This window comes from Streptomyces sp. NPDC090108, assembly GCF_044747185.1.
Taxonomy (GTDB): Bacteria; Actinomycetota; Actinomycetes; order Streptomycetales; family Streptomycetaceae; genus Streptomyces.
The window spans coordinates 1-25,262 of sequence record NZ_JBIVDQ010000011.1 but is presented as its reverse complement, the minus strand read 5'-3'; the positions used below and the strand labels follow the sequence as shown (position 1 = coordinate 25,262).

Annotated in this window: 29 protein-coding genes; 11 read left to right on the top strand and 18 right to left on the bottom strand. The window is 72.4% G+C overall.

All coding sequences use genetic code 11. From position 1 onward, the window contains the following. Positions 1-78 precede the first annotated feature (78 nt). The 4 genes from ACIPRD_RS31070 (at position 79) to ACIPRD_RS31055 (ending at position 2,882) form a co-directional block, all read left to right on the top strand. On the top strand, positions 79-570 hold the full coding sequence (locus ACIPRD_RS31070) for an RNA polymerase sigma factor (protein WP_401567862.1): 492 nt from the start codon (positions 79-81) through the stop codon (positions 568-570). A gap of 608 nt (positions 571-1,178) precedes the next feature. After that, positions 1,179-1,811, top strand: coding sequence for a M15 family metallopeptidase (locus ACIPRD_RS31065; RefSeq protein WP_401567859.1), 633 nt, complete (start codon positions 1,179-1,181; stop codon positions 1,809-1,811). Positions 1,812-1,941: 130 nt separating this feature from the next. Then, positions 1,942-2,241 (top strand): hypothetical protein, encoded by a 300-nt coding sequence (locus tag ACIPRD_RS31060; protein ID WP_356411257.1) that lies wholly within the window; start codon positions 1,942-1,944, stop codon positions 2,239-2,241. A 434-nt stretch (positions 2,242-2,675) separates the two neighbouring features. After that, the gene (locus ACIPRD_RS31055) at positions 2,676-2,882 is read left to right on the top strand and encodes a hypothetical protein (protein WP_401567857.1); all 207 of its coding nucleotides are present in this window, start codon (positions 2,676-2,678) and stop codon (positions 2,880-2,882) included. A gap of 101 nt (positions 2,883-2,983) precedes the next feature. Here the strand turns inward: ACIPRD_RS31055 and ACIPRD_RS31050 are convergent, their stop codons facing one another. The 9 genes from ACIPRD_RS31050 to ACIPRD_RS31010 form a co-directional block, all read right to left on the bottom strand. Further along, positions 2,984-3,802 carry an AAA family ATPase gene (locus ACIPRD_RS31050; protein ID WP_356411252.1) on the bottom strand — a complete coding sequence of 273 codons (819 nt, stop codon included), beginning with the start codon at positions 3,800-3,802 and terminating at the stop codon, positions 2,984-2,986. Positions 3,803-3,862: 60 nt separating this feature from the next. After that, complete coding sequence (gene fabG, locus ACIPRD_RS31045; protein WP_401567854.1) at positions 3,863-4,567, bottom strand: 3-oxoacyl-ACP reductase FabG; 705 nt, start codon at positions 4,565-4,567, stop codon at positions 3,863-3,865. Next, complete coding sequence (locus ACIPRD_RS31040; RefSeq protein WP_356411246.1) at positions 4,567-4,722, bottom strand: hypothetical protein; 156 nt, start codon at positions 4,720-4,722, stop codon at positions 4,567-4,569. Before ACIPRD_RS31040 ends, fabG begins: the two co-directional genes overlap by 1 nt. Continuing rightward, entirely contained in the window at positions 4,719-5,306 is a 588-nt protein-coding gene (locus tag ACIPRD_RS31035) for a hypothetical protein (protein ID WP_401567852.1), read from the bottom strand. The genes ACIPRD_RS31040 and ACIPRD_RS31035 overlap by 4 nt, the downstream gene beginning before the upstream one ends. 154 nt (positions 5,307-5,460) lie before the next feature. Then, a complete protein-coding gene (locus ACIPRD_RS31030; protein WP_356411240.1) occupies positions 5,461-6,501 on the bottom strand; it encodes an AvrD family protein in 1,041 nt (346 codons plus the stop codon). A 206-nt stretch (positions 6,502-6,707) separates the two neighbouring features. Further along, the gene (locus ACIPRD_RS31025; RefSeq protein ID WP_401567849.1) at positions 6,708-7,193 is read right to left on the bottom strand and encodes a MarR family winged helix-turn-helix transcriptional regulator; all 486 of its coding nucleotides are present in this window, start codon (positions 7,191-7,193) and stop codon (positions 6,708-6,710) included. Positions 7,194-7,446: 253 nt separating this feature from the next. Then, positions 7,447-9,081: an MFS transporter gene (locus tag ACIPRD_RS31020; RefSeq protein WP_401567847.1), complete on the bottom strand. Its 1,635-nt coding sequence runs from the start codon at positions 9,079-9,081 to the stop codon at positions 7,447-7,449. 725 nt (positions 9,082-9,806) lie between these two features. Next, positions 9,807-10,337, bottom strand: a complete 531-nt coding sequence (locus ACIPRD_RS31015; protein WP_356411231.1) for an SRPBCC family protein — start codon at positions 10,335-10,337, stop codon at positions 9,807-9,809. Between the two features lie 402 nt (positions 10,338-10,739). After that, positions 10,740-11,174 carry a MarR family transcriptional regulator gene (locus ACIPRD_RS31010; protein ID WP_356411228.1) on the bottom strand — a complete coding sequence of 145 codons (435 nt, stop codon included), beginning with the start codon at positions 11,172-11,174 and terminating at the stop codon, positions 10,740-10,742. A 203-nt stretch (positions 11,175-11,377) separates the two neighbouring features. Here ACIPRD_RS31010 and ACIPRD_RS31005 point away from each other — a divergent pair, with 203 nt between their 5' ends. From ACIPRD_RS31005 to ACIPRD_RS30980, 6 genes are all read left to right on the top strand, one after another. Continuing rightward, positions 11,378-12,538, top strand: coding sequence for a PP2C family protein-serine/threonine phosphatase (locus tag ACIPRD_RS31005; RefSeq protein WP_356411224.1), 1,161 nt, complete (start codon positions 11,378-11,380; stop codon positions 12,536-12,538). A gap of 135 nt (positions 12,539-12,673) precedes the next feature. Then, complete coding sequence (locus ACIPRD_RS31000) at positions 12,674-13,567, top strand: STAS domain-containing protein (RefSeq protein WP_356411312.1); 894 nt, start codon at positions 12,674-12,676, stop codon at positions 13,565-13,567. Then, entirely contained in the window at positions 13,564-13,977 is a 414-nt protein-coding gene (locus tag ACIPRD_RS30995; RefSeq protein WP_356411221.1) for an STAS domain-containing protein, read from the top strand. The genes ACIPRD_RS31000 and ACIPRD_RS30995 overlap by 4 nt, the downstream gene beginning before the upstream one ends. Next, positions 13,974-14,426 carry an ATP-binding protein gene (locus ACIPRD_RS30990; protein ID WP_356411218.1) on the top strand — a complete coding sequence of 151 codons (453 nt, stop codon included), beginning with the start codon at positions 13,974-13,976 and terminating at the stop codon, positions 14,424-14,426. Before ACIPRD_RS30995 ends, ACIPRD_RS30990 begins: the two co-directional genes overlap by 4 nt. Beyond that, entirely contained in the window at positions 14,423-15,469 is a 1,047-nt protein-coding gene (locus tag ACIPRD_RS30985) for an ATP-binding SpoIIE family protein phosphatase (protein WP_401567843.1), read from the top strand. Before ACIPRD_RS30990 ends, ACIPRD_RS30985 begins: the two co-directional genes overlap by 4 nt. Then, entirely contained in the window at positions 15,466-17,304 is a 1,839-nt protein-coding gene (locus ACIPRD_RS30980) for a PP2C family protein-serine/threonine phosphatase (protein ID WP_401567841.1), read from the top strand. The genes ACIPRD_RS30985 and ACIPRD_RS30980 overlap by 4 nt, the downstream gene beginning before the upstream one ends. Before the next feature lie 34 nt (positions 17,305-17,338). On the opposite strand, the gene ACIPRD_RS30975 is transcribed toward ACIPRD_RS30980, so the two are convergent. Continuing rightward, positions 17,339-17,908: a sensor domain-containing protein gene (locus ACIPRD_RS30975; RefSeq protein WP_401567839.1), complete on the bottom strand. Its 570-nt coding sequence runs from the start codon at positions 17,906-17,908 to the stop codon at positions 17,339-17,341. Between the two features lie 154 nt (positions 17,909-18,062). Here ACIPRD_RS30975 and ACIPRD_RS30970 point away from each other — a divergent pair, with 154 nt between their 5' ends. Continuing rightward, positions 18,063-18,380: a hypothetical protein gene (locus ACIPRD_RS30970; RefSeq protein WP_401567837.1), complete on the top strand. Its 318-nt coding sequence runs from the start codon at positions 18,063-18,065 to the stop codon at positions 18,378-18,380. Between the two features lie 158 nt (positions 18,381-18,538). Here the strand turns inward: ACIPRD_RS30970 and ACIPRD_RS30965 are convergent, their stop codons facing one another. The 8 genes from ACIPRD_RS30965 to ACIPRD_RS30930 all read right to left on the bottom strand — a co-directional run bounded on the left by ACIPRD_RS30965 (position 18,539) and on the right by ACIPRD_RS30930 (position 25,141). Next, positions 18,539-19,030, bottom strand: coding sequence for a MarR family transcriptional regulator (locus ACIPRD_RS30965; protein ID WP_356411309.1), 492 nt, complete (start codon positions 19,028-19,030; stop codon positions 18,539-18,541). A gap of 174 nt (positions 19,031-19,204) precedes the next feature. Further along, a complete protein-coding gene (locus tag ACIPRD_RS30960) occupies positions 19,205-20,413 on the bottom strand; it encodes a phosphatidylserine/phosphatidylglycerophosphate/cardiolipin synthase family protein (protein WP_401567836.1) in 1,209 nt (402 codons plus the stop codon). A gap of 294 nt (positions 20,414-20,707) precedes the next feature. Further along, entirely contained in the window at positions 20,708-20,950 is a 243-nt protein-coding gene (locus ACIPRD_RS30955) for a DUF5133 domain-containing protein (protein ID WP_356411203.1), read from the bottom strand. Positions 20,951-21,214: 264 nt separating this feature from the next. Continuing rightward, positions 21,215-21,364, bottom strand: a complete 150-nt coding sequence (locus tag ACIPRD_RS30950) for a hypothetical protein (protein WP_356411200.1) — start codon at positions 21,362-21,364, stop codon at positions 21,215-21,217. Positions 21,365-21,503: 139 nt separating this feature from the next. Further along, a complete protein-coding gene (tpg, locus tag ACIPRD_RS30945; protein WP_401567834.1) occupies positions 21,504-22,064 on the bottom strand; it encodes a telomere-protecting terminal protein Tpg in 561 nt (186 codons plus the stop codon). A gap of 3 nt (positions 22,065-22,067) precedes the next feature. Then, a complete protein-coding gene (locus tag ACIPRD_RS30940; protein ID WP_401567832.1) occupies positions 22,068-22,190 on the bottom strand; it encodes a hypothetical protein in 123 nt (40 codons plus the stop codon). A gap of 3 nt (positions 22,191-22,193) precedes the next feature. After that, positions 22,194-24,518 (bottom strand): telomere-associated protein Tap, encoded by a 2,325-nt coding sequence (tap, locus tag ACIPRD_RS30935; protein ID WP_401567831.1) that lies wholly within the window; start codon positions 24,516-24,518, stop codon positions 22,194-22,196. An 89-nt stretch (positions 24,519-24,607) separates the two neighbouring features. Further along, on the bottom strand, positions 24,608-25,141 hold the full coding sequence (locus ACIPRD_RS30930) for an AAA family ATPase (RefSeq protein WP_401568045.1): 534 nt from the start codon (positions 25,139-25,141) through the stop codon (positions 24,608-24,610). Positions 25,142-25,262 lie beyond the last annotated feature (121 nt).

The window sequence follows — 25,262 nt, the reverse complement described above, 5'->3', positions numbered from 1 at the left end:
CGTCGGCCCGGGGTCTTTCCTCCGGGTGCCCCGCGCCCGCAGGGCGCGAAGAGTGCCCTTGTCCCCCCATGGAGAGTGTTGAAACGGTCCCGTGAGAAGGCGGCAGCAGAGCTGTTCGCCGTTCTCTATCCGCGCCTGGCCGGCTGGTGCCGCCGTCTGGTCGACGACGACGAGACCGCCCACGAGATCGCGTCGGAGGCGTTCACCCGTCTCTGGGCCCGCTGGACGACGGTGTCGGAGCCCCGGGGCTTCCTCCACGTCACGGCGGCCAACATCGTCCGGGACCACTGGCGCCGGCTGGAGCGCGAGCGGAAGGCCATGCGCCGCGTCACCGTGGAGGCTTCCGTCCTGCCGCCCGCCGAGCAGACCGACCCCTCGGTCCGGCTGCTGGTCCAGGCGCTGCCCGAACGGCTGCGCATACCGACCCTCCTGCACTACTACGCTGACTTGCCGATCCGGGAGGTGGCTGTGCTCACCGGACGCAAGGAGGGAACCGTCAAGGCCGACCTGCACGCGGCCCGCGAACTGCTCCGCGCCCACCTGAGGAGAAGCCTTGATCACATACAGTGACGAAGGTCCGGACTTCGAACCCGACGATCCCCTCGCCGTCATCATGCGGCCGCCTTCCGAACACCTCGCGCCGCCCCTCGGCCGGTACGAGGAGATCCGCCGTGGCGCGGCCCGCCGCCGCATGCTGCGCGCCGCCGTCGGAGCGGGTGCGGCCTGCGCGGTCGCCGCCCTCTTCGCCGTACCCTTCCTGCGGACTGCCCAGCAGGAGCACGTCTCGCCGGTGGTCCCGCTGGCGCCCCCTCCCGCGAGCAGCCCCTCGGCACCGCCGTCCCCGGCCGCGTCGGCTCCGCCGCGTGCCACCCCTCGCCCCGGTGCCCGCCCCTCGGCAGGCCCGACGACCACGCCGGCCCGCGCCCCGGCCGGCACCGCCGCGCCCTCGGCCGTCCCCTCGGCGGTTCCCGGGCAGGGACAACGCCGGACCTCCCCTCCCACCCCCCGCTCGCGTACGGCCGCGCCGTCCACGGCCCCGACACGCTCCGGCGCTGCCACGGCGTCACCCACGAGGTGAGAACCTCCGGCGAGAGTCCGACGGTCGGGGACTCGTCGTCCGGGCAGGGCGTGGGCGGCCGGATTCCGCCGCGGGTCCTCGGCGTCTACGCTCAGCTTACATGATCTTGCTGAGCGACCCCCAGGTGATGGATGTCCCGGTCCGGGACTGCGGCGAACCGCTCGCGGAGGTCGCCTCGTTCCCGGGGATCGCGCTGGACCCCCGGGAACGGGACGAGGCAGGGGCGTACGGCCGGGCTCGGACCGGCGTGCTCGATCGTCTCCGCTCCGCGGCCGGCACGCTTCCCGACGGCATCGGATTCCTCGTCGTCGAAGGACATCGCAGCAGTGACGAGCAGGCGCGCCGGTTCGCCCGCTACGAGGACGGTCTGCGCCGCTCGGGCGTCACCGACCCGGTCGAACTGCGCCGCCGGGCCGCCGCCTTCGTCTCGCCGGTCGAGGTGGCGCCCCACTGCGCCGGTGCCGCCCTCGACCTGACGCTCGTCGGTGCCGATGGGGTCGAGCTGGACATGGGGGGCGCGGTGAACGGCCACCGCACCGGGGACGAGAGGTTCTGCCCGCTGGATGCGCCTGGGCTGTCCGAGCGAGCGCGTCACCATCGCGGCCTGCTGGCCCGCGCCATGAGCGGCGCCGGGTTCGTCAACTACCCCACCGAGTGGTGGCACTGGTCCTACGGCGACCGGTACTGGGCACTGGTCAGCGGAGCCTCCTGCGCCGTATACGGACCGGTCTGACCTCCCCCGCACCGGTGCCGGACGCGCCGGTGCCCATTCGACCGTCACCACCACGCCGTCGCGGAACGTTCCCTGGCACACTGAGCGGGCGTCGCACGGGACGGCGTCACGTGGAGGGGGATGATCGCGTATGAACCGGTGGATCGTGCTGGCCCTACCCGTCGGGGGCGTCTCGGAGGGCGACGACGACGCGCGTACGCTCGTGGAGATCCAGGGCACCGCCGAGGAGGCTCAGGCCGCTCTGACGCACGCGGTGAACACCCTGGACGGCCGTGTGCGCAGGGCGCGTCGGCGGGAGATCTTCCGGTGCTCCGACCGGTCGTACTTCGTCCGTCTCCACTTCCGTACGGTGACTCAGGAGTTCCTCGTCCAACTGGGCGAACTGGTCCACGACTCCGCGTCGCTCCCCCAGGCCCAGCCGTACCTCTGAGAGACCTGGACGCCCGACACGTGAGGAGCTCTCTGGCCGCCATGCCGACGCAAGCATTCCGGCCTGTCGGTGTCCGGGCGAGAGGGTGACACGGTGAGCGATGGCGATGAGGCGGCGGGCGTCGGCCCGTTGACGCTGGCCTGGGTGAAGCGCCGGCTGGAGGCCGGTGAACGGATCGTCGAGGTGCGGACGTTGCACGGTGGCATCACGGCCGAGGTGCGGAGACTGAGGATCGCCACGCGGGACGGAGGCACGCGCGATCTGGTGCTGCGCATCTTCGCCGACCCGGGCCACGGTGAGCGTGCCGAGGACTGGCTGACCAGGGAGGCTCGCGCCCTGGGCGTGCTCGCGGGGACCGGCGTGCCGGCGCCTGTGCTGGTCGCGGGCGACGGCCCGCCGCCGCTGCGCTTCCGACCCGCGGATATGCTCGCGCCATGCGACGACAGGGGAGTTGGGTCAAGGCGGCCCGCTGGCTGGCGATTTGGGCCGCGTTCACCGTCTTCATGCGCTTGGCCACCGGCCTCGCGGACGTCTACCGGGGCTGGCTGGTCACCGCGGTGACGTCCGCCTCGGTGGTGGGCTGCTGGTACCTGGTCACGTGGGTACGGTCCCGCGGGGAGCGCCGAGCCGAAGCGCGGTAGGCGGGACGCCGGGCGACCGGCGTAAGGAGGACGGGCCGGAACGCGACGCGGGTCGCGCACCGGCCCGTCCCCTTCCCGCCGCCGGAACGGCTGCGCGGGTGTCAGAAGCGCATCGCGTACGAGATGCGCCGCCGCAGGGACTTGACCCGCTGGGCCTCGTGGAAGCGGGCGTCCTGTTCCAGGACGCGGGTGGCCTCGCGCACCTTGGCACCGGCCCGCTCGATCGCCTCGTCGAGCGGCATGACCAGGGGCAGCCCGAATATCTCGACGATCCGTTCCACGCGCTCCCGGACGCTGCCGCCCACCACGTGGTACGGGATCTCCAGTTCCTCCAGGGTCTCGATCAGCAGTTCGTCGGACATCCTGCGGAACGGTTCGGAGACCGGCCGGTGGCCGTCGGCCTTCATCGCGAACTCGACCGGCAGATGGACGTAGGCGTCGTAGATCCGCTTGGCGCGGGCCTTGGCCACCGCGCCGTACGCGTCCATGTACTGGCGGTAGAACCGCTTCACCGGCAGTCCGGCGACGTTCTTGGCCGTGCGCACGAACAGGTTGGCGCCGGGGTTGATGCCGACCCGCATGCGGGCCTCGCCGTAGATCCATTCGTGGATCACGGAGCCGTCGGAGATGAAGGGCCCTTCGCCCGCCTCGTTGTGGATCCGTTCCTCCAGGCGGCGCAGACCGAGCATCGTCAGTTCCATCGCGCTCAGTTCCTGGACCTGCTTGCCCGGGACGAGGTCGACGAGGATCTCGCGCGAGGTCAGCGCGTGCGTCCGGGGGATGCCCGTCGCCATCGAGAGGGTCTCGGTCGTGGTGCTCTTGCCGCTGGAGTACGTGCCCGAGATCGCCAGGTGCAGACCGCGCTGCGGGACCTCGGGGGCGGGTGCGCTCGTCGGGGCCGGGGTGCTCGTGTTCCCCATGGTGTGTTCTCTTCCCGTCGTGGATGTGCCCGGCCGGGGCCGGGGTGTGGGGTGGGCGGGTCAGCCGCCGAGGCCCAGGCCGCCGCTGACCGGCAGGACCGCTCCGGTGACGAAGCGGCCCGACTCGCCGGCGAGGTAGCGCACGGCGGCGGCGACGTCGGACGCCTCCCCCGCGCGGCCGAGCGGCGTGATGGCCAGCAGGTGCTCGCGTCGGCGGTCGGTGATGGCGCGGCTCATGGCCGTGTCGATCAGGCCGGGCGCGACGACGTTGACCGTGATGTTCCGGGGGCCGAGCTCCCAGGCGAGCGAGCGGGCCATGCCGAGCATCCCGGCTTTGGCCGCCGCGTAGTTGACCTGGCCTGGCGCGCCGTAGGCGTACGTCATGGAGGAGATCAGGACGATCCGCCCCCAGCGTGCGCGCACCATGCCGCGCACCGCGCGGCGGACGGTACGGAAGGCGCCGTGCAGATTGATGTCGACGACATCGGTGAAGTCCTGCTCGTCCATGCGCAGGAACAGGGTGTCCCGGGTGATGCCCGCGTTGACGACGAGGACCTCGACGGGCCCGTGCGCCGCCTCGGCCTTCGCGAAGGCCGCGTCGATGCTCTGCGGGTCCGTCATCTCCGCGTGGACGCCGAGCAGTCCGGCGGGCGGTGCGGTGTCGCGGTGGGTGACGGCGACGCGGTCGCCGTCCGCCGCGAGGGCGGTGGCCACGGCGAGTCCGATGCCGCGGTTGCCGCCGGTGACCATGACCGAGCGTCCCATCAACGACTCCTCCGGGTGGTGGTGCCGGGCCGGGACATCCGCCGGCCGGCGCGGGCGAGATTGCCGGTGGCGGTCTCGGCCAGCAGGCGGCCGATGTCCCACCGGCTGAGGACCGGCCCGGGGTGCTCGGCGTTCTGCGGAGGCGGCTGCTTCACCGGAGTGCCTCGCAGCCCGCCGACGCCCCGCACGGGCGGCCGCCGTCGGCAAACAGGTACTGCACGGCCGCGGCCAGGCGGTCCGCCGTCAGCGCGCTCGGCAGCAGCCGTCGGGCGAAGCGCGGGCTCCGGGGCACTCCCCGCCGTGCCTCCTCGATCAGCAGGGGCGGCAGGAGCGCCATCGGCGTACGGGACAGGGCCGCGTCGCTCTCCGCGAGGAAGCGGGCGGCGCGTTCACGGTGCGCCTGCGGCAGCCAGTCCAGGAACGGCAACCGGACCTCGACGACCTCGTCCCCGTCGTCGGGGAGGTTGTCGCCGCCGGCACCCACGAGATCGCGCACCAGCCGGCGAGGGGCGGACTGCCACTCCTCACGCAGCAGCGGCAGGCGGCTGCGGGCCTCGTCCAGCAGGACGAGCAGGGGTCGTCCGTCGTCGAGGTGCTCGCGCACAAGGGCGCGCTGTGCCTCGTCCGGCCACAGTCCCGTCGGGATCCATTTCCTCCTTCCCGGCCCGACGGCGGGCTCGTTCCAGAGCACGCGGGCGGGTCCTTCGAGTATGACGAGCACGTCTCCCGATCGGAGCATGGGCGTGAAGCGCATGATGTGTTTCCCCCGTTTGATCCACCACGAAATATGCGCGAAAAGAATCCGGTTCCGCGCATGCCGAATTCACCGGCCGGCCTGGCCGGGTGTTCCGGATATTCGGTCACAGGAATTTCGTGGAAAAGTTACGTGCCATTTACACGGCGGCGGGCAGGCGGTGGGCCAGCCAACAGCGTCCGCCGATACCGGCGAAGTCGTCGACCGCCAGTTCCGCGGTGCGCCAGAGCGCGTCGCCCATGGGCAGGAGCCGGCTGCTCGCGGTGCGCACGGTCGGCACGAAGCTGCGCCCCAGGGGGCGCACCGGCGTCCGCGCGTTCACGACGAAGCGCCGCATCCAGAGGGTGTCGCTGTCGCCTCTCGCCAGGCCGTCCTGTGCGTAGAGCAGGATCTGGGCGAGCTGGGCCACGCCCACGATCGCGTCGACCAGGGAGACCGAGGGGCCGTACGCCGCTTCGGCTCCGCAGGTGTCCGGGGCCGCTTCCGCGTCCCCGGCGACGACGTGCCGCAGCACGCGGACCTCTTGGCGGTCCAGGTCGACGCGGACCTGTTCGGCGTGCTGCTCGCGCCGCTTGTAGCCCTTGCCGTAGTGACGCGTGTGCGCGGGCCCGAGAGCCTGCTTCTCGTCGTCGTAGCCGGCCGGACCGCCCGGGGCGCCGTCGCCCCGGCCGTGCGCGAGTGTGCAGCGGACCTTGAGCCGTCCGACCTGGAACGCGAAGGTGCTGGCCAGTTCCGGGTCCTGGGCGGACGACCCCTCGACGGTGAGGAGCCTGCCCCGCACGGGAAAGCCGGAGAGCTCCTCGTGGGGGCTGCTGCCGGCCCGTACGTCGGCGTGGCGCAGCCAGATCGTGCGCCGCTCGGCCGGACTCAGGCCGAAGGCCCTGGCGAGATGGACCTCCGCCAGATTGGCGGCGAGGACCAGCGCGTCGATGCTGCTGAGGTGCGGCCGCAGATCGCCGGCACCCGACTTGCGCGACCAGTCGCGCGGGTAGCCGAGCGTGCCGCGCGCGGAGACGAGCGCGCCCGGCAGGGGGCTCCCGTCGGTGGTGATGTCGGTGAGGGTCTGCGTGACACGCTTGTATCCGTTGCCGAAAAAGCGCGAGCTGCCCGACCCGAGGCAGCTTTCCAGAGATGCGTAGAGTAACTCCTTGTCACTCTTGCCGTTCTCTATGAAATTCATTCCCCGTTGAACCCCCCGTGCCCGGATCGCACGACCCGGACAAAAAAAGACTAACATGGGTCAGGTCGGGGAGAAAGCGCGACACGACGGGGCGCGACACGCTCCATAGATCGATCAAAGGATTTATCGGAAGGGGATTCAGTAATTCCAGTTCGAATTCGATCGCCCCGCACGCGATCTTTTCCGATCACCCGCACGCGATCTTTTCACTCGCAGGCGATCACGCGCGGCCAGCGGTCGGCGAGCAGGTCACCGAGGAGGGCGCGCAGCCGCTCGCGGTCCTCCGCGGGTACGGCCTCCAGGAACTCCCGCTCCACGGCGTCCACGGCCCGCCCCGCACGCTCCAGGGCCGCCCGGCCCTCGTCCGTCAGGCGCAGGATGTAGCGCCTGCGGTCCGCCGGGTTGCGCCGCCGCTCCACCTGGCCGGCCCGTTCCATCTCGTCGACGAGGGCCACCATGGTCGTGGGGTCGAGGTGGAGCAGCCGGCTCAGGTCCTGCTGGGACAGGCTCAGATCGCTCTCCAGCGCGGCGAGCACGTAGAAGTAGCGCAGGCGCATGCCCTGCTCCGCGAGCGCGCGCTCGGCGTCCTCCATGAGGATCGCGCCCGCCTTGTTGAGCAGGTACCCGGTCCTGCGGACGAGCGGGAAGTCGAACCCCGCGGACTGCGCCGGGGTGGGTGTCGCCTGTGTCATGCGGATCCTGTCCCCTTCTCGCCCGGTCGCCGCTCTCCGCGGCACCACCGCGCTCCGCGGCCGCCGAAGCGTCCGGCGCCGGCTGCCTGCTGACAGCCGCCGGTCGCCGAGTCCCTCGGTCGCGCCGAACATCCCGGTGCCGATCGTCGGCCGTACAAAGCGTACTGGCGGTGGTACCCGGCTCCAAGGCCGGTACCACCGCCGGTCGTCCGGTGCGGCCGCTCACCCGCACCCCGACCCCGCCGGACCGGCGCTACCGCTCCCCGCCGGAGCGCACGGACTCCGCCGCGGACAGCCCCTCGGTACCGGCCTCGCCGAGCGGAACGCCGTGCCCGCCGGGCGTGTTCCCGGCTTCGCCCCGCGCGCTCTCGTGCAGATCGCGCGTACGGATGAAGAGGAAGCCCACGAGCGAGCCGGCCAGAGCGACGGCCGCGCACACGAACATCACGTCGGTCAGTCCGTCCACGAAGGCGGTGCGGGCCGCCGCCTCGAGCGCGGGGGCCATCGCCCTCGGCGCCCGGCCGATGGCCTCGGTCCCGCCGCCGGCCGCGACGGCCTCACCGAACTCATGCGCCGAAGCGCCGAGTCGGCGCCCCGCCGCGGACGTGGCGAACAGCTCGCTCACCCGGCTCTGGAACGCCGCGCCGAAACCGGCGATGCCGATCGCGACGCCCACCTGCTGGAACGTCTCGTTGATCCCGGAGGCCATGCCCGCCTTGGCCGGCTCGACGACGGCGATGGACAGGGACGCGCGCGGCGGGTTGAACAGCCCCATGCCGAGGCCGATGCCGAACATGCTGGGCAGCAGCGCGGTCCAGGCCGTGTCGGGTCCGGTGAGCGCGACGAGTCCGAGGCCGAGCGCGATGAGCGCGAGGGAGGTCCCCATCAGCAGGCGCTGCGGCACGCGCGTGGTCAGCGACCCCGCGACCGCGGCGGCGACGAACAGCGTCCCGGTCAGCGGGAGGAACCGCAGTCCGGTCTGCCACGGCGAGAACGCCAGCACGTTCTGCACGTACGACACGAGAAGGAAGATCGCCGACATCGTCGCGGCGGCGCACACCAGGGTCACGACCGACACACCGTTGAAGGTCGTGTTGCGGAACAACGCGAGCTGGAACATGGCCCGTTCGCCGCGGCTCCGCTCGACGAGGGCGAAGACGACGAGCAGGACGGCGGAGGCGGCGAACATGCCGACGATGGGGGCGCTGCCCCACCCCTCGGCCTCGCCGCGCAGCAGGGCGAGGACGAGCAGCGTGAGCGCGCCGGTGAAGATCACCATGCCCCACCAGTCGACGGCGACGGCCGACCCGGCGCGGGACTCACGCATCCGCAGCCCGCTGACGGCCAGGGCGACCAGGCCGACGGGGACGTTCACCAGGAAGATCCAGCGCCAGCTGAGCCCGTCGGTCAGCGCGCCCCCGATGAGCGGTCCGAAGGCGATGGAGAGCCCGACGACTCCCCCGAAGATCCCGAAGGCCTTGCCCCGGTCGTCCCCCTGGAACTCCTGCCCGATCAGCGCGGGGCCGACGGCGAACAGCACGGCCCCGCCGAGGCCCTGGACGCCGCGGGACAGGGACAGCGTGACGACGTCGTTCGCGAGCCCGCAGGCCAGCGACGCGAGCACGAAGACGACGAAGCCCACGTTGAACACGCGCTTGCGGCCCAGCCGGTCCGCCAGCGAACCGGCCGTCAGGAGCACCGCGGCGAGCCCGAGGGCGTAGGCGTCGAGCACCCATTGCAGTGAGGTGAAGCTCGCATCGAACGCGTCCCTGATGTCGGGCAGGGCCACGTTCACCACGGTGAGGTCGAGCAGGAGCATGAAGGTGGCCACGCACACCACGGCCAGGGTCCAGCCCCGTCCGCCGGCCGGTGTCGTTCGTCCGGACATCGTTCCCCCGAAATCTGGATGATCAAGAACCTAAATCATCGAATTTCCAACGATCCGAGAAGATACGAATCGGCCGGAGGCCTGTCAACGAAGGCCGCACATCTCGGCCATGATCCGTCCGGCGGACATGAGCGGGCGCGACCGTCCGGGACGGAAGGGCCTCGCGTACGGGGGCAGCGGCCGGTGCGCCCCGGGCCCGCCGGCCGCCCGCGGAGTGCGCACCCGCGCGATGAACTGGGCGGACTCGGTCGCGTCACCGGCGCGCACGGGTGCGGCGAGGACTACGGGCGGGCGGCGATCGCCGTCGGTGGCGGGTCCGCCCGGGCGGCTCCCGGCGCCGTTCCGCGCACCCGGTACCAGCGGGCGGGCACAGCGGCGGGGCGGCTGTGGTTGGCCGGCAATGGCCGTTCCGCTCAGTGCCCCGGGCAGGACGGGCGCGTCAGGATGCGCCAGCATCTCCGGGTGCCGCCGGGAACGCCGGTGCCGTAGAGGCGCGAGGCGCCCCCCAGGGCGCGCGCTACCCCGTCACGGGATCGGGTGCGTGCTCGAAGGCGCCGCCACACGCGCGAGAGCAGCACGGCCGCCGGTGCCTCGTCGGCGGGCTGCGAACCGCGTCCGCCCCCGCATACGCGGGAAGTAGTCCGCCCCCGCATACGCGGGCAGCAGGTGCCGGTCACCGAGGACGCCTCGGACCGAGCCGCCGTACGCTCACGGCCCGGTGGACGTCACCGGGGTTCTTCCGCCAGCTTCTTCATGCCGAGCAGAGTGGCTTCCATGCCCGCGCGCAGTTCCCGCTGCCGGAAGGCGATGATCTCCTCCTCGCGGTCGGGCCGGCGCTCCAAGGCCAGGGTGACCCCGCTGCGGCCCGGTCCGATGAGCACCGACTGGCGCAGCAGGGTGGCGTCGCCGTCGGCCTCCAGCTCGTAGCGCCAGGTGGCCATGGCCTTCGCCGGGTCCAGCGTCGGCTCGCCGTACCGGCCGTCCGCGTCGGTGACGGCCCAGGCGAACACCCTCGGCTCGTCCAGCTCGACGACGTGGGACACGGTACGCCACTCACCGAGCGCCTCGTGGCGGTTGTGGCCCTCGAAGCGGGCCCCCGGCGCCGGCCGGTCCGCACCGTCGAGCCAGGAGACGCGCTGGAGTTCCGGACTGAGCCGGGCGGCAAGGCCGATGTCCGTCACCAGCGCCCAGACCCGCGGCGCGGCCGCCTCGATCCGGACATCGCAGTGCACGCCCGGCCCGTCGGTGAATCGCATACGTCCCCCTGTGTCGCCCGTGTTCCGATCATCCACGAGGTGGATCCACGGCCGCAATGTGACGGTGGCTACCAAGAGCGATGAAGTCCTCTTGAGGGGAAAGGAGTTGATGCGAAGGCTCCGTCCCGAGTGGAGGACGGACGCGGGGCGGGGACGTTCGGCCGTCGCACCGGGGGCGAGCGGGAGGGGTGCACGGCACGGCACGGACCGGCGAGGTCACAGCCTCGCGGTGAGCACCGGAAAGAACTGTTGTCGTTTGACAACTATGGCCGTCAGGCAACAAAGTAACGGGGTCGCACCGTACGGGGAAGGATCCACAATGTTCCGGTGGGCGGAGACAGCTCCGTGCGCCAGTCGTCCGAGCCTCGGCATGCCGAGGCGATCGGCGGCCCGGCCCTGCGTTCAGGCGGTCTGGTCCCCCGCGTCCGCGGCGGTGTCGTGTATCTGTGACGCCGCCGTGTCGCAGAACGACTCCAGCCCCTCCAGGAGCGCGGTCCGCTTGGCGGCGGGCATCAGCTCCAGCACCGCCTGCAGCTCCCGCTCACGGCGTTCCCGCAGGTCATCGAGGAAGGCACGGCCGCGGTCGCTGAGGTGCAGCCGCACCTCGCGGCGGTCGGCGGGACTGATGACACGTTCCACGAAGCCGGCCGCCACCAGCCTGTCGCAGAGCCGACTGGTGGACGGGGGCGTGGAAGCGAGAGAGTCTGCGAGTGTGCGCAGATTGATGCCGTCCTGGTGTTCGAGCATCAGGAGCACACGCATCTGGGACGGAGAAGCCGGTGCGGTCGAGGCACGGCCCCACAGGACTTCCAGCAGCTCCACAGCCGTCAAGGTCACTCTCGCGACCTCGACGGGCTCGGGGCGGGGGCGGAAGACAGTCACCGTCACACTCTCGCAGGCACTTGGGACGCCTGCCAGCGTACTAGGTGCCGGTAGTGGCAAAGGATGGACCGGACGGCCCGGCGCGGCAAGACCCGGGTGGTCACCTCGCCTGGGCGAGGTCCGTGTGCGTCCGTCGAGGGATTGGTCTCTTTAGCATCGTGAACAGATTTGTGTCCGCCGAGCGCGCCCTGCGCACGGCGGCCCCGCACGAGTTGCTCGACGCCGTGCGCCACGTGCTCACACAGGAGTACGCGGCCCGGGCCGTCGAATTGTTCATGGCCGACTACGGCCTCACCGTCCTGCAGCCGGTGTCGGTGCTGCCGCACACAGCGGACCCGGTCTCGGTGCACAACAGCCCCGCAGGCCGCGCCTTCGGCGCCCAGGAACCGTTCGTGGAGGTGGCCCGGGGCGGACCTGTCCGCGTCCATCTGCCGGTCACCGTGCGCGGCGACCGGCTGGGCGTCCTCACGGTCACCCTTCCCGGCGAGGAGCGCGTGCCCGACCTGCTGGGCGAGCTCACGGACATCGCCGAGGTGCTCGGCCACGAGGTGGTGGTGGCCGAGCGCGACACGGACGTGTACCTCCAGGCGAGGCGCAAGGACCGGCTGACCCTGGCCGCCGAGATGCAGTGGCAACTGCTTCCCGGCCGCTCCTGCTCGCAGCCCGAGTACGAACTCGGCGCGCAGCTCGAACCGGCGTACGCGATCTTCGGTGACAACTTCGACTGGTCCGTCTCGACGGACCGCCTCATGCTCTACGTCACCAACGGCATGGGCGAGGGCATAGAGGCCTCCCTGCTGACGAACCTCGCCATCAACGCGCTGCGGAACGCCCGGCGGGCCGGGATCGCCATCGACGACCAGGCGGCCCTGGCCGACCAGGCGGTGTACGCCCACTACCAGGGGCGGTGCTACCTGTCGGTGCTGATGCTCGACTTCGAGCTCGGGACGGGCCGGGTCAAGGTGGTGGACGCCGGGTCCCCGCAGCTGCTGCGGCTGCGGGACGGGGTGGTCGAGCGCGTCGTCTTCGACGCGCAGCTCCCGCTGGGCATGTTCGAGGAGACCGACTACGTCACCCAGGACTTCGTCGCCGAGCCGGGCGACCGCCTGGTCTTCGTCAGCGACGGGGTGTACGCCGTAGCCTCTCCAGGGGGCGAGGCGTACGGGGACAACGCCCTGGCCCGGGCGATCCTGTCCACCCGCCTGCTGCCCGCCGCCGAGGTGCCGCGTGCCATCCTGCGCGAGCTGACCGGGCATCGTGGCAGGTCAGCCCCCAAGGACGACGCGTTGGTGGTCTGCCTGGACTGGCACGGACGCTGAGCCGTCGGCGACGGCCCGGGGATGTGTCGATGCTGTGTCGATTCCCGGGCGGACGCAGTGTGAATGCTTGTCATGTGACAATGATTGTTGCGGTTGTGCCGGCCTTGGCACAGCCGCGAGTTCTTGAGGGAGACGATGCAGGTGCTGGAGCAGGCAGCGGCCGATCCGGCGGCGCGGGAGCTGGGAGCATTCCTGGAGCGCCGCCGCGAACAGATCGCCCAGCGATGGGCGGACGCCCCGCTCTTCAGCACCGTCTTCACCGTCTCCCGGGACGAGGCCGTCGAGGCCTGCAAGACCGTCGTGGACGCCCTGTCCGGGGTGGCTGCGAACGGCCGGCTGGAAAGTGTCACGGACCCCGGCTTCGACTCGGTGCGCGAGCAGCTGGGGCGCATGGCCTCGTCCCGGGCCCGCAGGGGATTCACTCCGGCGCAGATAGCGGACGAGGCCGCGGAACTGCGGCGGACCGCCGCCGAGCTGCTGGAGGGCGAGGCCCAGGGCCTGTCCGCTCCCGAGGCGCACGACATGCTGGTGGCGCTGACCGTCCTGATGGGGACGCTGCGTCTGGTCATCATGGAGACGACCGTCAACGCCGGCGAGGAACTGATCGCGCGGCAGCAGCTCCAGCTGCTCGAAGTGGCCACCCCCGTGATCAGCCTGTGGGAGGGCATCATCGCGGTGCCGCTGATCGGCACGCTGGACAGCGCCCGCAGCCAGGTGGTCATGGAGTCGCTGCTCCAGGCCATCGTGGAGCAGCGGGCCCGCTACGCGATCCTCGACATCACGGGCGTCCCCACGGTCGACTCGCTCGTCGCGCAGCACCTGATGAAGACGGTCGCCGCGGCGCGGCTGATGGGCGCCGAGTGCGTCGTCTCCGGTATCCGCCCCGCCATCGCGCAGACCATCGTGCACCTCGGCATCGACCTGAGCTCCGTGCTCACCCGCAGCTCTCTGGCCGACGCCCTGGCCTACGCGCTCGCCGAGCAGGGCATCGAGGTCTCCCGCAACGCGGCCGGCGCGAGCCTGCGATGACGATGCCCGTTCCGGGTGACCCGGCGGCGCTGCCGGTCCTGACCCTGGGGAACGTGCTGCTGATCACCCTCCAGGGAGATCTGCACGACAGCATGGCCGAGCGCCTCCAGCAGAACATCACCGAGCGCGTCTCCCACAGCCGGGCGAGCGGTGTGGTCATCGACGTCTCCGGCGTCGAGATCGTGGACTCGTTCCTGGGCCGGGTCATCGCGGAGATCGCCGCCAGCGCCCGTCTGATGGCCGCCCGTACGGTGCTGTGCGGGATGCGGCCCGCCGTGGCGATCACTCTGGTCGAGCTGGGTCTCACCCTGCCCGGTCTGGAGACCGCGCTCGACGCCGAGCGGGCCCTCGAACTCCTTCAGCGGCACACCGCCGCGGCCGCCCCGGCCGCACGTGAGGGGTGCAGGTGACTCCGGCCTCCTCCGACCCTGGCGTCGGGACGAGCCTGCGGATCGGCTCGGACGCGGACCTCGCGTGGGTCCGGCACCAGGTGCGGCAGTTCGCGGCCGAGCTCGGTTTCGGGCTCGTGCAGCAGACGAAACTGGTCACCGCGGCCAGCGAGCTGGCCCGCAACACGCTCGTCCACGGCGGTGGAGGGCAGGTGGGCATCACTCCGCTGCGCAACGGCCGTACGCAAGGGCTTCGGCTGGCGTTCAGCGACTCCGGCCCCGGCATCCGCGACATCGAGCTGGCGACGACCGACGGCTACACCACCGGGGGCGGTCTCGGGCTGGGCCTGAGCGGAGCCAGGCGGCTGGTGGACGAGTTCGCCATCGACACCGAGCCGGGCCGGGGCACCGTCGTCACCGTCGTCGCCTGGGTCACCGGCGTACCCGCGGCCCGTCCGGGGCTCGGATGACACGCGTCTGGGACATCCCGGTGCACGACTCCACCCGCGTGCGCGACGTCCGGGTGGCCACCGAGGCGGCCGGCGCCCATGCCCGTCTCGACGGCCACCGCACCGCGGTCGCCGCCCTGGTGGCCACGGAGCTGGCGACGAATCTGCTCAAGCACGCCGGTGGCGGCCGTCTGGTGATCCAGCTCGTCGGCCATCCGGACCCGGGCGCCCCGGGGCACGCGGTGCAGCTCGTCGCCCTCGACCACGGTCCCGGCATCCCCGATGTCGCCGCCGCCCTGCGCGACGGCTTCACCACCAGCGACGCGTCGCTCGGCGCCGGTCTGGGCACCTGCCGGCGCGTCTCCAGCACCTTCGACCTGTACAGCGGCCCCCGCGGCACCGTCTCGGTGGCGCGGATCGGCCAGGACCCGGACCGGCCGAGCACCCGGCCGGCCTTCCTGACCGGAGGGGTCAACGTCCCCCTCGCCCGGGGCGAGCACTCCGGGGACGACTGGAGCCGCGTCCGCGCGGGCTCCCGGCTGACCCTGCTGCTCGCCGACGGCCTCGGACACGGCCACAAGGCCGCCGAGGCCTCCGGTGCCGCGGTCGAGGAGCTGCGCCGTGTCGGACACCTGGCACCCGCGGAGATCCTGCGTCACCTGCACCCGGCGCTCCGGCCCACCCGCGGGGCGGCCGTGGCCGTGGCCCAGCTGGACACGGAAGCCGGGGAACTCGAGTTCGCCGGGGTCGGCAACATCGGCGCACGCCTGCACAGCGACGGCGCCTGGGACCACCTGGTCTCCCACCCCGGCATCGTCGGCGCCCAGTTCCCGGCGACCGTCCCCGTGCGCCGCCTGCCCTGGAGGCCGGACAGCCTGCTCGTCCTGCACAGCGACGGACTGCCCAGCCGGTGGGTGCCGCCCGAGGATCCCGGACTGCTCACGCGAGACCCGGCGGTGATCGCGGCGACCGTGCTCCGCGACGCCAGCAGCGCCGCCAGCCCCGTACGCGACGACACCTGCGTGGCCGTTCTGGCGTCCGGCCCACCGCTCGGACGCCCGTGATCCGGCCGCACACCGTCACCATCACCTCGGCCGCCGAGGCCGTCCGCGCCAGGAGTTTCGCCGCGCGCGTCGTCGGCGCGCTCGGCGTGCCCGAGGTCGATCGCATCCGTTTCCTCACCGCGCTCACGGCACGGCTGCGCGAGTCTCTCGGCCGGGGCGGTACGCACCTCACGCTCACGGTCCTGCCGTCCGCGGCCGACGGGACCGTGCTCCTGCGGGCCGTGGGCGAGCCCGCCGACCGGGGCGTCGTCGGCGAGCCAGCCGGCCAAGTCGTCGTCGGCGAGTCCGCCGGCCAAGGGCGGGACCGGACAGCGCCCTGGCGGCTCGCTCTCACCTGCCCGGGCCCAGCACCCCGCGCGCTGCCCTCGTACGGGCCCGCGGACGGCGCACAAGGCACTCTGGACGACTGCGCGAACCCGGACGGCGCCTACGAGGCACCGGACGACGTCCGCCTCGCGGAAGCGGTCCTGGCCGCCGACGAGGAGGCCGCGGTGCTCGTCGGCCGGCTCGACGACACGGAGAGCCAGCTGCGTCTGCACCTGGAGGAGCTGCACCAGACCAACCAGGGCGTCCTGGCCCTGCACGCCGAGCTGGAGGCCGCCGCGCAGGCCCAGCGCGATCTCCTCGTCGCCGAACGGGCCGCGCGGGGCGAGGCGGAGAAGGCGCGGGGTCTGCTGACCTTCCTCGCCGACGCCAGCGCCGCCGTGACCGCGTCCCTCGACCAGGAGGACATCCTCCGGCGCCTTCCCGGCCTGCTCGTGCCCGAGTACGCGAGCGACATCGACGTGTGGCTCTTCGACGAACCCGCCGAGGGGAACGGCGCCCGCTCCGCCGCCGCGGTCACCGCCGCCCGCCTCGGCCGTCCGCAGCACGCGGGACCGCACCCCGCCGCCCTCCCGGGCATCGACGATCTCCCGCCCTCGGCGCTGTCACCCGACCGGCCGCTGCTGTGCATCCCGCTCACCGGGCGCGGCACCTCGGGTGTGGTGACGCTGACCGCGCCGGAGAGCGGCTTCGACGAGGGCACGAGCGTGATGCTGGTCGAGCTGGCCCGCCGTACGGCCATCGCGCTGGACAACGCCCGTCAGTACGAACAGCACCGGGACACCGCCGTAGCCCTGCAACGGGCCCAGCTCACCGAGCTGCCCCCGACCGAGGAGGTGCGGCTGGCCGCGCGTTATCTGCCCGCCACCCGGGGGCTCAACATCGGCGGCGACTGGTACGACGCCTTCCCCCAGCCCGACGGCAGCCTGCTGACCGTCATAGGGGACGTCACCGGACACGGGCTGCGCGCCGCCGTCATCATGGGTCAGCTGCGCACCGCGCTGCGGGCCTATGCCGTCGAGGACGACAGTCCGGCCCGGATCCTCACCCGCCTGCACCGTATGCTGCGCCATCAGCAGCCGGACCTGTACGCGACCGCGATCATCGCCCGGTTCCGGCCCGGCGACCCCCACGTCGTCTGGGCCGCCGCCGGACACCCGCCCGCCGTGGTGCGCGCGCCCGGGGGCGACGTGCGCGTCCTGAACACCCGGCCGGGCGTCATGCTGGGCGTACCCCTCCCCTTCGAGTACACCGACCACACGGCCGAGCTGCCGGCCGGCTCGACCCTCGTCATGTACACCGACGGTCTCGTGGAGCGCCGGTCCCTCGGCATGGATCCGGGGATCGAGCTGCTCGGCGAGACCCTGGCCGCGTTCGGCGACTCCGAGCTGGAGAACCTGGACGACTGCGCGGAGTCCCTGCTCAAGCCGCTGGTCCACGACTCCGAACGGGAGGACGACGTCTGCTTCCTCCTGTGCCACGTCCTCCCGGCCGAGGGCGGGGCGCCGTAGTCCACCTGGACGGCGGAGCGGTACGGCGAGGAGGTCACCGCCGAGGCGCTCGACGGCCCGTCCGGCATCGCGTTCCGGCGGGTCGGTCACCGGCCGCGCGGCGCGCCACCCAGGCCACGGTCACCACCGCCAGCGGCATCAGCAGTACGAAGTAGCCGATGAGCCGCCAGGTGCAGGAGTTGTGGACGAGCGACTGCAGCGACTTGGCCAACCGCCACGAAGCGACCGGCGCCGGCAGCCCGTCGAGCTCCAGTCCGCAGGTCACGGCGAACCGGGCGCGCTCGGCGGCGGCCAGCCGGAACATCGCCCACCCCGCCGCCACCGTGAGCGGCAGGCCCACCAGGCCGGCCGGCGCCAGGCAGACGGCGACGACCAGCACGACCAGCACGGCCAGTCCCGCCAGCGCCACCAGACCGTCGAGCGCCAGGTGGATCGACGCCCGCCAGAGCGCGGGGGAGGTCAGCGCGCGCAGGGGATTGCCCGGCACCACCTCTCGGGGTGGCCGGGCGTCCGTCCGGGCTCTGCCGGTGGCACGGCCGGCGATGGTCTCGGTCAACTGCTTCGGACCCGCTCTCGTGGGCAGAGCGGGCGGCGACCAGGTCACCGTCCGCGCCTCGATTCGACAAGGGGACGGTACCCAGCCCGGCCACCCGTCGGCAGCAGGGCGAGCCCACCGGTGGAGGGTAGGGTTTACCCCCCGTCCGGCCGATGGGTTCACGCTGCCGACCCGGCGCCGCCCGGTGCGACATCGTGAGGACATGACCGATCGACACGCGAACGCCGCCTGCCGCCCCTGCCCGGCCGGCAGGACCGACGACATCGAGCAGTTCCTCGTGCGCTACGGGGACACCATCGACGACCGGGTCGCCGAGATGGTCGAGGAGATCCTCGGCGAGCAGCTGAGGCGGTACCGGCGCGACGTCGTGCTGCCGGTCGGCGTCGTGCTGCCGGCGGCCGCGGCCGTTTCGCCGGCGCTTATGTGGTGGAGCCCGTGGACAGTCCCCCTGGTGTGGACCGCCGCCTCCGCCATCTGCGTGTCGCTGTCACGGACCGCCCGGATCCTGCGCCGCTCGTGACGGGCCCGGCCGCGGGGGCGGGCCACGCACCAGCCGGATCGTCCGCGTACCAGGCGTACGCGGGCGGTCCGGCCGCGCGGCGAGGTGCCGTGCCGGACGCCGCGGCCCCGGAAAGACCGGGGAGACCGGGGAGACCGGGGAGACCGGGGAGACGCTCCCTAAGGCACCTGCGGCGGCCGGGGGCGCGGTTCGTCCTGGGCGGAGGCGAAGGCCTTCATGCCCCGGACGAGCGCCGACCGGTCCGCGGGTTCCATGGACGCGAGCACCCCGGCCAGGGCCTGGATCCTGAGGCGGGCCACGTCGTCCAGGACACGGCGGCCACGGCTGGTCAGCCTCAGCCGCACCTCACGACGCGTGCGGGGGTGCAGCGTGCGCTCCAGCATCCCCGCCGCCTCCAGGCGGTCGCAGAGGCGGCTGGCGGCGGGGGGCTGGATGTCCAGGCGGTCGGCGAGGCCGGTGAGGTTCGTCTCCGGCGCCGTCTCCAGGGCCCGGAGCGCCCGCAGCTGATGGACCGACAGCCGCGCGGCCGCCTCCTGGGCGGGCAGGGACCACAGGCCCACGAGGCGCTCCACCGCGTCGGCGATCTCGAGCGCGCCCGCACCCGCATCGTCGGCCGGGCCCTCGGCGCGGCCGTCGCCGGGAAGAATCACGTGCACATCACTTTCGTCGGGTTCGGCTGCCGCGGGTACAGCCTGTACTGCATCGCTGTACCCGGCGAGCCGGCGCGCAAGCGGTGTGCGTACCGTCCTCCGTGCCGGCCCGGCAGCCCGGTGCACGGGCACGTGGCACCCGGGGTGCGCTGCGGTGCCCGGACCGGGGCGGTCTCACAGGAAGCGGCGGATCGGGGTGACCGCGGCTTCCTTGGCTCGCTGGAGTACCGCCCGCCGTCTCCAGCGCGTGAGGTCGATGTCCGTGCTGCGCTCCAGGTCCGCGTCGTAGTCACGGTCGAGCGACGCGGTGAAGTCCTCGTCCAGCACGGCGAGCATGACCTCCTCGTCGTGGTCCATCGAGCGGCGGTTGAAGTTCGTCGATCCGATGAGGGAGGCGACCGAGTCCACGGTGATGATCTTCGCGTGCATCATCGTCGGCTGGAACTGCCGGATGCGCACTCCGGCCTCCAGCAGACGCGCGTAATGACGCTGGCCGGCGAGCTGACAGGCACGCTGGTCGGTGTGGGGGCCGGGAAGCAGGATCTCCACCTGCACACCGCGACGCGCGGTCGCGCACAGCAGGTCGATGAAGTAGTCGTCGGGCGCGAAGTAGGCGGTGGCCAGGCGGAAGCGTTCCTCGGCGGAGTTGAGCATGACCCGGATCAGGGTCTGCATGTCCTGCCAGCCGATGCTCGCGGAGCCGCGCACGACCTGCACCACCGCCGAGCCGGCCTGGGGGTGTTCCGTGAAGCGGTCGCGGTCGTCGAAGAGTTCGTCGTGCGACTCCGCCCAGTTCTGCGCGAACGCGGCCGCCACGCCGTCCACCGCCGGACCGCGCACCTGTACGTGGGTGTCGCGCCATTCGCCGGCGTCGCGGGCGTCGCCGCACCATTCCTCGGCGATGCCGACGCCTCCGGTGAAGGCGGTGTGCTCGTCGACGATGAGGGCCTTGCGGTGACAGCGGTGGTTCTGCCGGAACGGCGACAGCCACGCGGGTTTGCGGAACCAGGCCACCTGGACGCCCGCCCCGGTCATGAGGTCCAGCAGTTCCGGCTCGATCTCCTTGGCGCCGAAGCCGTCGAGCAGCAGTCGTACGCGTACGCCCGAGCGGGCGCGGTCGGCCAGGGCGACGGCGAAGTCGCGGGCGATCCGGCCGCGCCAGTACACGAACGTCATCATGTCGATGGTGTGCCGGGCGGACCGGATCGCCCCGAGCATGGCGGGGAAGATCTCGTCGCCGTTGCGCAGGGGCAGCAGTTCGTTGCCTTCGGTCGCGGCGACGCCGATGAGCCGCTCCAGCCGGCGGCGCAGCCGCTGCTTGCGTGCCGCCGTGTCGGGCACGGGTCCGCGAGCGGGGGTCTCCGGTGCATCGTCGAGTATCACGCCGCTTCTCCCACCGAGCCATGAGGACATGAGGTCACGGGCCGCTGCGGCGGCCCGACCATGCGGATGCCCGGTCCGCACCGCCTCACTCCAGCGACCTGGTCCGCCGCGGCGCCCTCCCGCGGGCGGGGCGTCGCGGCGTACTCCCGCGGGCCGTGCATCGGGGCGTCCTCGTCATGGCCGCGCATCGCGGCGTTCGCTCGGTGGCCGCGCATCTGGGGGCCCGCCGGGCGTCCGGGCTTCGGCCGCCGGGCATCCGGGCGTCGGCGGGTCTCCGCGTGTCGGTACAAGGCGCTACGCGGCCAGCGTCTCGTCGTCCTGGGTGACCGTGCGCCCTTTACGGTAGCGCTCGACCAGGGTGTCCGCCGCGTGCAGGGCGTCCGCGATGGTCTGGGTCCCGGTCATCACGCACAGCGTGTACGACGTGTCCTCCACAGCGCGGCTGGTGAAGCCCGTCGGCAGCACATCGTGCTCGATGCGGGCCTCCGCGAACCGGGCGAGCGCCTCTCGCAGAGCCTGTTCGGCCGGCACCATCATGGTCGTCCCCTCCTGCTTCGCGCGCCTCGGTCCGAGGCCGCGGCCACACGTGATCGCCCGGGCGTCCCGGGCTTCCCACAGGTGCCCCGCGACAGGAGGTCTACACCTGCGACCGCGCGTCACCCGCCCCTCGGTCCCCCGGGGGCGCACGGCCGGCGGCCGGATCCCGGCCGTACCGGGGCCTTGTGTCCGTGCCGCGCCCAGCACGGCGGGGGCGGAACCGCAACCGCGTCCGTACCTGCGGTGACGTGCGTCGGGCGGGCGTCAGGCGGAGCTCTGGTCCTCCGTCGGAGCGGAATCCTCCTCGTCCACGCCCTCCTGGGACGATGGCGGGAACAGACGGTTCTCGAACCCGTCCAGGCCGAACATCATCAGTGCGAGGAGTACCGGTACTAGCAGAGCCAGAGCGATCACGATGCCTCCTGACCGAGCAGTGAGGAACGTCGCCGCTGCGCAGTGGCGGACTTTCAGGATGAGCCGAACGAGGGAATTCCGCATCCGCAGGCCGGGTCCGCCGTGCCGGCCGCGGAGTCCTGGGTCTCCGCGGCCGGGGTCAGAACTCGAGATCCAGGTAGTCGATGTCGTTGATCGCGACGTCCGAGAGTCCCGTGGCGCGGATGCCGCCGTCCTGGAAGTAGACGTCCTTGAATCCCTCGGCGATGATCCCGCGCATCGCCTGGTCACCGGCCCCGGACTCCTGGGCTTCGAACAGCCGCCGGGCGTACGGCGGGGGGAGGTGCACGGTGAGGCGGCGGAACCGGCCGTCGTCGGTCGTGCCGACGGGCGCGGTGTAGCCGAAGCGGGCGCGGGTCTCCACGGTGATCCCGCCTGTGGTGGCCGCCTGCTTCTGCCGGCGCCTGCGCACCTGCGGCTGCCAGCGCGACCGTACGGCGGCGTCGATCTTGTCGGCGATGTCCTTGGGCGGGTGTCTGCGATCGCCCTTGCGGTACCGCTCCACCGTCCGCTGACTCACGCCGAGTTCGGCCGCGACGGCCCTGGTCGTCTTCAGCTGCCTCGTCAGGAAGCCGATGCGGCCCTTGAGGGTCTTGGGCGGCTCCCTCGTGAAGCCCTCCCGGTCCGCGCGCTCGATGGCGTCGCCGATCTCTCCTGCCACGCGTCAGCTCCCTTCGGGGACGTCGCCGCGCTCGCCGGGGGCGACGAGGCGGAACCGGGTGTCACATGTCCGGATGCCGATGGGGCCGCCGGTGAGGCAGGCGCTGTCGGTGATGTCTGCGGCCATCTCCTACTCGCCCTCGTCGAGCACGGCGTCGTGGCCGCCGCCCTTGATGTGCCGGGCCGGGTTGAGGCCCTGCTCCATCAGATCGACCGCCCAGGCCATCTCCTGGACGCCTTCCGGCTTGGCCAGGCCCGGCGCGGGTCCGAGGCGGAAGACGCCGGGGATCGGCTTGCCGGAGGTGCTGTAGGGCAGGAAGTCCAGCGGGGAGCGGCCGGGGCTGGGGTAGACGACGCAGTCGGACAGGACGGCGAGGGGGTACAGGCCGGTCATCTCCGCCATCTTGAACAGCTTGCGGTGCATGTTGACGCGGGCCCTGGAGATGACCGCCGCGCGGATGTCCGGACGCCAGGTCGGCCGTTCCAGCGCCGGCCACCGGTCGCCCTGCCGGTACTTGCGGCCCTGCGGGCGTTCACGGAGTTTGCCGATACCGCCCTTGACGGTCGCCTTGATCGCGGCGAGGACGGCCGCCATGGCGGGGTCGGCCTCCTTGTGCCGCTCCATCGCCGCGAGGAACTCGTCGTCCGACAGTCCTGTGGTGACGCCGAGGTCGGCGAGGGTGTCGAGGTAGGCGGTGCGCAGCCGGTCGTGCCACGGGTCCAGGTAGGCCCCGGTCTCCCGCCGGAGGTACGCCTCCAAGGGGGCGACGTTGTGGCCGAGTTCCTGGGCGTAGGCGACCGTGCGGGTCTCGTACCAGGCGGGTCCCTGCGGAGGGACGCCGTCCGGGGTGAAGGGGCTGGGCAGGCGCGGGTCGAGCCGGACGTGGGACAGGTCCACGAACCAGGAGCCCGGGACCTTCGGGCTGAACGCCGGGTTCACCAGGTGCTCGGGGGCGGACAGCCCGACGGTCAGGCGGGAGGCGGCCGCGAGGAACGCGGTGTTCAGGTCGAGCCCGACCGCGTACGGCAGGGTGACCTCCTCACCGGTGAGGTGGTCGACGTCGCGGACCCACTGGTAGGCCTCCTCGTCGAGGAAACCGCCCTTCCAGCCCGTGCGCACGACGACCGGATGCTCGGTGGTGGCCTCCGGCGGCGCCGGGTCCACCGGCTCGGTGCCGAGGCTTCCGGGGTTGTGTCCGGGCACCCAGTTCCCGGTCGCCCGGTCCTGCACGGCCCGTGTGGGCGGCCGCAGGGCGGTCATCAGCTCCAGCCCGGACACGGCCGTCGAACCGCGCGGGGTGATGACCCGCTGGGCGTAGACGCCGAGGACGCGGGCGATCTCCGGTGGACCGAGCTCGGCGACACCGGGCCAGGAGCGGGCGTCGAGCGCGTCCCACGACAGGATCGCGAGCTGTACGCACTGGCGTTGGCCGGACTGCGCGGGGCGGTAGATCCGTGCCCACGGCCCGAACCCGCGCCGGGTCAGCTTCCACTGCTTCCTGGCGAGCTCCTTCACGACCGGGTGGTCGTCGGACAGTCGCAGGGAGCGGCGCTGCTCGTGACCGTCCAGCCGCTCCGGCAGCCCGAGCTTCACGGCGGCGGCCGGGGTGAGCACGACCAGCGGATCGGCGTCCTTGCCGTTGCGATGCAGTCGCGCCGCTCCGAGTCCGGACTCGGCGAGCGTCCACTCCACCAGCTCGGGGACGGTGGCGGCGGGGCAGTCGAGCACGATCCCGCCGGCCCCGAAGGCGCGACCCTCACCGTCGAGCACGGCGAGCGGACCGTGCGGGAAGCGGGGATCGACGTCGGGGGCGGGGGCGGGGCGGTCGGTCTTCTGAGCGACCGGACGGCGCGACGACGGTGCGCGGAGGGCGGAGAGGGGTTCCGGGGCGGTCCGCACGGGGCGTGCCTGCGGCGCGGCGGCGGGCTCCGTCCGTGCCTCGGGGTCGGCGGTGGGCTCCGTCTGTGCCGCGGGGCCGGCGGTGGGCTCCGTCCGTGCCGCGGGGCCGGCGGCCGACTCCGCAGGTTGCTGAAGGGTGGTGGCCGACTCCGCACGCTCCGCCGGTTCCGTGGCCGAATCGGTGTGTTCCATCGGGCCGGCGGCCGTCTCCGCCCCTTCCACCAGGGCGGGGGCCGGCTCCGCCGGGGCAGCGGGGTGCGGAACCGGCGCGGCGGTGGGGGTGGTGGTGCGGAGGGGGGTGTGGGCGGGGTACTTCTCCGCCCAGCCCTTCAGCAGCCGCTGATAGGCCTCCAGGCGTGGGGGCTTGGGCTCGGACCGGCCGTTCTCCCAGTTCTTCACCGTCTGCGTGGTCGACTTGAGCGCCTGGGCCAGTCGGGCCTGGGTGATACCGGCGGCCTCGCGCAACCGGGCCCGCTCGGCGGGGGGAGGCAGCTGCGGCTCCTCCTCCAGCAGGGCGTCCACGGACGCGAACAGCTCTTCCTCACTGGTTGCCATGTGCCGTACCTCCACCGCGAACCCTAGCAGTCGTTAACCCTGTTATTTAACCTTCCATTTAACTCGATCGAACGGAATCCCGACCGAGGTCAGCGGTCGAGCGAGGGCAGGCCGTTCAGGCCGGTGTCGAGCATGATGCGGTCGACGGTCTCGTGCAGAGTGCTGCCGGCGCCGATGACGGTCTCGACGCCACCGGGCAGCAGATCGCGTGTCCGGTACCAGTCGCGCAGCTGCGTCTCGTCGACGTCATCGGCGATCGGCTTGGTGGCGTGCCGGACGAGGGCCTCCTCGAACGGCACGTCCAGGTAGTAGGCGTGGGTCGGCCCCCGGTGATCGGCACGCAGATCCGCGAGCATGCTGCCGTAGTGGTCGGCGTAGAGGATGCCTTCGACCACGACGTGGAACCCGGCGTCCAGGGCGTAGCGGGCGGTCAGTCCGATCAGGCCGATGTTCGCGGCGCCAGGGCGGTCCCGTTCCCGGAGCACGACGCGCCGGAGGTTGTCCTGGCTCACCAGGGCCAGACCTCGGCCGAACCTGTCGCGCAGCCCGGCCGCGACGGACGACTTCCCCGAGGCGCTGTTGCCGCGCAGCAGGATCAACCGGGTGTCCTCGGTACCCACCATCACGGCGGCCACAGTAGCGGCCACTTAGAACTCCTAACGAAATGATCTTCGGCGTGGTTGGATCGCTCTCAGCTTGACGATCTGGGGGTGTGGGGTGGCGCGGTCGAAGCCGTGGGAGGTC